We start from the raw sequence: 5,697 nt of genomic DNA, 5'->3' as shown, positions 1-5,697 counted from the left end.
AGCTGCCGGAACTTGTGGTCGTAGTACAGCGCCGAGACCTCTATTTTTTGCTGCGGCAGCCCCATGCCGAGGAGCGGCCAGAGGGCGCGGTTGAGCATGGCGACGTCGAACTCGAGGAAGTAGCCCACCAGCGGGCGGCTGCCGATGAAGTGCAGCAGCCGATGCATCGCCTCGCCCAGCGGCAGCCCTTGGGCCACGTCTCTGCTGCGCAGGCGGTGGATGCGCACGCTCTGGGCCGGCACGTCCCTGCCGGGGCGCACCAGCAGCTCCAGGCGCTGGCTGGTCAGGATCCGGTTGCCGACGATGCGCACCGCGCCGATGGCGATGATGTCGTCGCTGCGCACGTTGAGCCCCGTGGTCTCGCAGTCCAGCGCCACCCATTCCCCGGGCGGCGGCGGATCGAACAGGAAGGCATAGGCCGGGTCGGCCAGGTGGTAGAGCAGCCAGCGGCGCCGCAGCTGCGCCAGCCAGCGGCGCGGACCGGTGGCGGCGCTCACAGCGCGTCCAGCCGCAGGCGCTGGTGCAGCAGCGCCTTGAAGCGCTTGACCACCGTCAGCGCGTCCTTGAGCAGGTCGCGCTCCAGGCTGCTCAGGCGCTGCGGATCGACATTGCCGGTGACGGCGCGGCCGGTGTCGACCTCCGCCAGCCCGGCCTTCAGGCGCAGCCCCATCAGAAAGTGCAGGCTCTCGACCAGCTCCTCGCCGAGCCGGGCGTCCAGCGTGCCGTCGGCCGCCAGCGCGGCCACGCGCTCGGCCGTGCCGGTGGCGGTCACGCGCCGCGCCAGCGCCAGGCTGCGCACGCCGTGCACGATGGGGAAGATGCCGGCCTTCTTCAGGCTGATCTGGCGCACATCGTCGCCCAGGCCGAGCAGCCGGTTCCACCAGCCGCCGCCGTTGTCGAACTGCAGGGCCGCCGCGGCAAAGCGCGCAACCAGGGCGTCGTTGTCGGTGGCCAGCGCCATCAGCCCGCGCCGCACACCGGCCAGCAGCGCGGCGTCGCCCGCCACCGCGTGCGCGTCGAGGAAGATGGCCAGATTCATCAGGCTGTCACCTTCGGGCAGCAGCAGCCACTGGCGCACGCGCCGCGTGAATTCGCTGGCCGTGCCGCGCCATTCGGGGTTGCTGAGCATGATGCGGCCCGGGCACTCGGGGTAGCCAAAGCGCTCCAGTACGTCCGAAAAACGCTGGCAGATGGCATCGAGCTCGTGCGGCGCGGTGTAGCCGTCGCGCAGCAGCAGGCCGTTGTCCTGGTCGGTCTTGAGCAGCTGTTCTCCGCGCCCCTCGCTGCCCATGACGAATAGGCAGCTGTGGGCCACCAGCTCGGCCGGCGCCACCATGCCCCAGGCGCGCTCGAACAGGCGCGCGTTGAGCTGCTGCACCAGCTTGGCCATCAGGCCGATGCGCGTGCCGCCGCGGTGCAGCGCGGCAATCAGTCGCGTGATCTGCGCGGCCGCCTGCGCCAGCGCCTGCAGGTCCTGCGCCTGCTCGATCTGCACCGTGATCAGGTGCGAGTGGTTGGCCAGGAAGCTGAACAGGTCGAGCGCCTCGAGGATGCCGCGCACCCCGCCGCCCTTTTCCTCGTCGTCCAGCACCACCACGCGGTGCACGCGCTCGCGCAGCAGCAGCGCCATGGCGTCTCCGAGCTGGTCGGACGCGCGCACGGTGACCACCGGGCGGCTGGCCAGCTCGCCCACCGCCAGCCGGTCGAGCGGCCGCCCGTCGAGGATGGCGCGCTGCAGCGTGGTGTTGGTGAAGATGCCCAGCCCCCCTGCCAGCCCCGTGACCAACACGCTGGTGGTGCGCTGCGCCTGGAACAGCCGCACCACGGAAACGATGTCGCACCCGGCATCGACCGTGTGCGCCGGGCGCAGGTAGGCCGCGTCCACGCGCGCCAGCGTCAGCGACTGGCGCTCGTGCTGGTCCGGGCGCTGGGCCAGCGCGCTGAGCTTGTGCCCGATGTCGGAAAACAGCAGCGCGCCGAAGGTGGTGTTGCGCGCGATCAGCTCCTTCACCGTTGCGCGGGCCAGCTGGTAGGCCACCACCTCCTGGGCCGCGACGAAGCGGCTGCTGACGCGCCCGGCCACCAGGCCGCGGCCGTCGAAGCTGTCGTCGGGGCCGTAGGTGGCCAGCACCTCGTCGCCCTCGGTCTGCGTGACATAGCCCTTGATGGGAATGAACAGGTGCGTGGGCACCGCGCCCACCTCGAGCACCACGGCGCCCTCGGGGAAGTAGGCGATGTCAACGCTGTCCTGCACCAGGCGCTGCTCGTCCAGGCTCAGGCAGTCGAACGGCGACGCGGCAAAGTTGAAGGCGTTGGGCATGGTGGGGCGCGATGGTGAACCGCCTGCGGCCTCGGTTCAGGCTGCGGCCCCCGCATTCAACCCGGCAGGCCTTGCGCCACGCTTGCAGCGGCGTCCCAGCCGGTGTCGAACCAGGCGTCGCCTTCGAGGTAGGCGCGCAGCATGGGCAGGCCGTCGAGCCCCCAGAACAGCTTGCCATCGACCTCGAACGCCGGCACGCCGAACACGCCGCGCGCGGCCGCGGCCTCGGTGTTGGCGCGCAGCAGCGCCTTCGGTTGCGCGCTGGCGCTGTCCTGGCCCGGCTGCAGCTGCGGCGCCAGCTCGGCCGCCAGCGCATCGAGCCGCGCCGCATCGAGCGCCTCGTGCCCGCCCTGCCAGACATGGCGCAGCACCGTGCCGGCGACAAAGCGGTTGACGCTGCCGTCCGCGCTGCAGGCCAGCGCCTGGCGCAACAGCGGCAGCGGATTGAACGGGTGGCGCAGCGGCATCGCGAGCGGCACGCCGAGCGCGTGGCCCAGCCAGCTGACGTGGCGGTAGGTCCAGTCGCGCTTCGGAAGAATGCCGGCCGGGCCCGGGTTGCCATGCTGCTGCAGCAGCGCGCCCAGCAGCACCGGCCGGTATTCGACGCTGTAGCTCAGCCCTTCGAGCACCTCGGGCAGGCGCTCGAAGGCCAGCCAGGCATAGGGCGAGACAAAGTCGAGGTAGAAGGCGATGTGCTTCATGTCGGCTCCTGCGCCAGGGTCTCGGGCGGAAACGGCACGCCCGCGCGCTGCGACAGCTGCGCCCAGATGGCCAGGCGCTCCGCCCGGCCGGCCTGCGCCCAGGCGCGGATCTCGGGGATGGTGCGGAAGCACCCGCTGCAGTGGCTGCGGTCTTCGGTCATGCGGCAGACCGAGATGCAGGGCGAGGGGATGTCCTCGTCAGAATTTTGGTCAAAATAGCCTGCAGCGCCCAGCAGGCTTGTGCGAGCAGCTATTGGTTCAATAGCATTCATGCTTGTCTCTGTTCTGTTTCCTGCACCACGTCCACCACGGGGGCGCCGGTGAGGCGTTGCAAGTCATCGGGGTGCAGCGCAAACACGCCGTGCGGGTGGCCCGCCGCCGCCCACAGCACGCCAAAGCGCTGCAGTTCGCGGTCGATCAGCGTGACCGGCGGCGTGGCGTGCGCAATCGGCGAAACACCGCCAATGCTGAAGCCGGTGCGCGCCTTGACGAACTCGGCGTCGGCGCGGCCCAGCTTGCCGACCAGCGCCTCGACCTTCTTTTCGTCGACGCGCCGGTCCCCCGAGGTCACGACCAGCACCGCCGCGCCGTCGCTTTTGCGCCGGAAGATGATGCTCTTGGCGACCTGGCCGACCTCGATGCCCAGCACCTCAGCCGCCTGCTGCGCGGTGCGGCAGGCGTCGTCCAGCATGCGCGGCAGGTGCGGGTGGCCCAGCGCCTGCAAGGCCGCCGCCACGCGCTGCACGCCCTCGGGCAAGGCTTTCAATTCAGCTCCACACATGGCGCTCACCCTGCCCGCTTGTTCAAGATCGCCATCGCCGCGCGCGAGTTCGGCTTGCGACCCAGAAAACCGCTGATGTAGGCACCGGCGTCGATCAGCTTGTCGAGATCGATGCCGGTCTCGATGCCCATGCCGTGCAGCAGGTAGACGACGTCTTCGGTGGCCACGTTGCCGGTCGCGCCCTTGGCGTAGGGGCAGCCGCCCAGACCGGCGACCGAGGTGTCGTACTGCCACACGCCCATCTGCAGCGTGGCCAGGGTGTTGACCAGCGCCTGGCCGTAGGTGTCATGGAAGTGGCCCGACACGTCGTCGATGCCGTAGTGCTGCAGCGTGGCTTCGACCGCGCGCTGCACCTTGAGCGGCGTGCCCACGCCGATGGTGTCGGCCACGCCGACATGCTGCACGCCGATGCCCTTCATCAGGCCGGCCAGGTACGCCACGCGCTCGGGCGCAATTTCGCCCTCGTAGGGGCAGCCGACGGTGCAGCTCATGGCGCCGCGCACGGCGATGCCGGCGGCGCGCGCGGCCTCGACCACGGGCGCAAAGCGCTCGATGCTCTCGGCGATGCTGCAGTTGATGTTCTTCTGGCTGAAGGCCTCGCTGGCCGAGCCGAAGACCACGATCTCGTCGGGCCGGTCGGGCACGGCGGCCTCGAAGCCTTTGAGGTTGGGCGTGAGCACCGAGTAGCGCACGCCTTGCTTGCGCGCGATGCCTTGCATCACAGCGTGGTTGTCGGCCATCTGCGGCACCCATTTGGAGCTGACGTAGCTGGTAACCTCGATCTCTGTGAGGCCGGCGTCCTGCAGGCGGTGCACCAGGCCGACCTTGACGTCAAAGGGCACGGGCGATTTTTCGTTCTGCAGGCCGTCGCGCGGGCTGACATCGACGAGCTTGACGCGGGAGGGGTAGTTCATGGAAAGGTCCTCAACTCCAGATAACTGCGCGGGCCTTCAGTAGCCGCGGTCGGGGTTCACGATACCCGCCACGGCCTCGCCGCGCTGCAGGGCAGCGATCTTGCCCGCAATCTGCGCAATGGTTTCATCGCGCAGGGTGCGCGCCGAGGTGTGCGGCGTGACGGTGATTTTCGGGTGCTGCCAGAACGGGTGGCCGGCGGGCAGCGGCTCGGTGCGGAACACGTCGAGCGTGGCGCCGGCCAGGTGGCCGCTGGCGAGCAGCGCGATCAGGTCGTCGTCGACCAGGTGCGCGCCGCGCGCCACGTTGATGACGTAGCCGCCGCTCTGCAAGCGCGAGAGGGTGCCCTGGTTGAGGATGTCCTGCGTTTCAGGCGTCAGCGGCAGCAGGTTGACCAAGACGCGGCTGGCGGCCAGGAAGTCGTTGAAACCTTCGGCGCCGCTGTAGCAGCGCACGCCGCCCAGCGCCTTGGGCGAGCGGCTCCAGCCGTTGACCGGAAACTCGAACTGCGCCAGCGCCCGCGCCACGCGCGTGCCCAGAACACCCAGGCCCGTCACGCCGACGGCGAAATCGGTGCGCAGGCGCGGCTTGCGGTAGGCCCATTGCCCTGCGTGCATGCTCTCGTCGTAGGCGTCGAACTCACGGAAGTGGCGGATGACGGCATGGCACACGTATTCGGCCATCTGCACGGCCATGCCGGCGTCGTCGAGCCGCACGACGGCAGCCGTGGGCGGCAGGCGCAGCTTGAGCAAGGCGTCGACGCCGGCGCCGATGTTGAACAGGGCTTTGAGGTCCGGCTGCTCGTCGAGGAACTGCTGGGGCGGCGCCCAGACGACGGCGTAGTCGGCCTGCGGCGCGCCGGCCTGCCAGACGCTGATGTCAGCGCCGGGCAGCGCGGCGGCCAGGCCCTTCAGCCAGGGTTCGGATTTGGTGTCGGTACAGCAAAAAGTGATTTTCATGGCGTGCGAGGTTAACGCCTGCGC

The 5,697-nt window shown here is 69.9% G+C and carries 7 protein-coding genes; all 7 read right to left on the bottom strand.

The genetic code is table 11. The annotated features are described in order from the left end of the window. On the bottom strand, positions 1-497 hold a 497-nt coding region (locus tag B2J89_RS13580), incomplete at its 3' end, for a 3'-5' exonuclease (protein ID WP_169169647.1). Beyond that, positions 494-2,320 (bottom strand): putative nucleotidyltransferase substrate binding domain-containing protein, encoded by a 1,827-nt coding sequence (locus B2J89_RS13575; RefSeq protein WP_169169626.1) that lies wholly within the window; start codon positions 2,318-2,320, stop codon positions 494-496. The genes B2J89_RS13575 and B2J89_RS13580, both read right to left, overlap by 4 nt. Before the next feature lie 56 nt (positions 2,321-2,376). Then, positions 2,377-3,021 carry a 2-hydroxychromene-2-carboxylate isomerase gene (locus B2J89_RS13570; RefSeq protein ID WP_169169625.1) on the bottom strand — a complete coding sequence of 215 codons (645 nt, stop codon included), beginning with the start codon at positions 3,019-3,021 and terminating at the stop codon, positions 2,377-2,379. After that, a complete protein-coding gene (locus B2J89_RS13565) occupies positions 3,018-3,293 on the bottom strand; it encodes a DUF1289 domain-containing protein (RefSeq protein WP_169169624.1) in 276 nt (91 codons plus the stop codon). Before B2J89_RS13565 ends, B2J89_RS13570 begins: the two co-directional genes overlap by 4 nt. Beyond that, positions 3,290-3,802 (bottom strand): YbaK/EbsC family protein, encoded by a 513-nt coding sequence (locus tag B2J89_RS13560; protein ID WP_169169623.1) that lies wholly within the window; start codon positions 3,800-3,802, stop codon positions 3,290-3,292. Before B2J89_RS13560 ends, B2J89_RS13565 begins: the two co-directional genes overlap by 4 nt. 5 nt (positions 3,803-3,807) lie before the next feature. Next, on the bottom strand, positions 3,808-4,716 hold the full coding sequence (locus tag B2J89_RS13555) for a hydroxymethylglutaryl-CoA lyase (protein WP_169169622.1): 909 nt from the start codon (positions 4,714-4,716) through the stop codon (positions 3,808-3,810). Between the two features lie 36 nt (positions 4,717-4,752). Next, entirely contained in the window at positions 4,753-5,673 is a 921-nt protein-coding gene (locus B2J89_RS13550; RefSeq protein ID WP_169169621.1) for a glyoxylate/hydroxypyruvate reductase A, read from the bottom strand. Positions 5,674-5,697: the final 24 nt, after the last annotated feature.

The sequence above is a fragment of the Acidovorax sp. SRB_24 genome, from assembly GCF_012931925.1.
The sequence above is the reverse complement of the archived record's forward strand: the minus strand, read 5'-3'. Positions and strand labels throughout refer to the sequence as shown.

Excerpts from the sequence above, each read along its gene's own strand:
- B2J89_RS13575 (WP_169169626.1), bottom strand. The coding sequence starts at position 2,320 with ATGCCCAACGCCTTCAACTTTGCCGCGTCGCCGTTCGACTGCCTGAGC.
- B2J89_RS13570 (WP_169169625.1), bottom strand. The coding sequence starts at position 3,021 with ATGAAGCACATCGCCTTCTACCTCGACTTTGTCTCGCCCTATGCCTGG.
- B2J89_RS13565 (WP_169169624.1), bottom strand. The coding sequence starts at position 3,293 with ATGAATGCTATTGAACCAATAGCTGCTCGCACAAGCCTGCTGGGCGCT.
- B2J89_RS13560 (WP_169169623.1), bottom strand. The coding sequence starts at position 3,802 with ATGTGTGGAGCTGAATTGAAAGCCTTGCCCGAGGGCGTGCAGCGCGTG.
- B2J89_RS13555 (WP_169169622.1), bottom strand. The coding sequence starts at position 4,716 with ATGAACTACCCCTCCCGCGTCAAGCTCGTCGATGTCAGCCCGCGCGAC.
- B2J89_RS13550 (WP_169169621.1), bottom strand. The coding sequence starts at position 5,673 with ATGAAAATCACTTTTTGCTGTACCGACACCAAATCCGAACCCTGGCTG.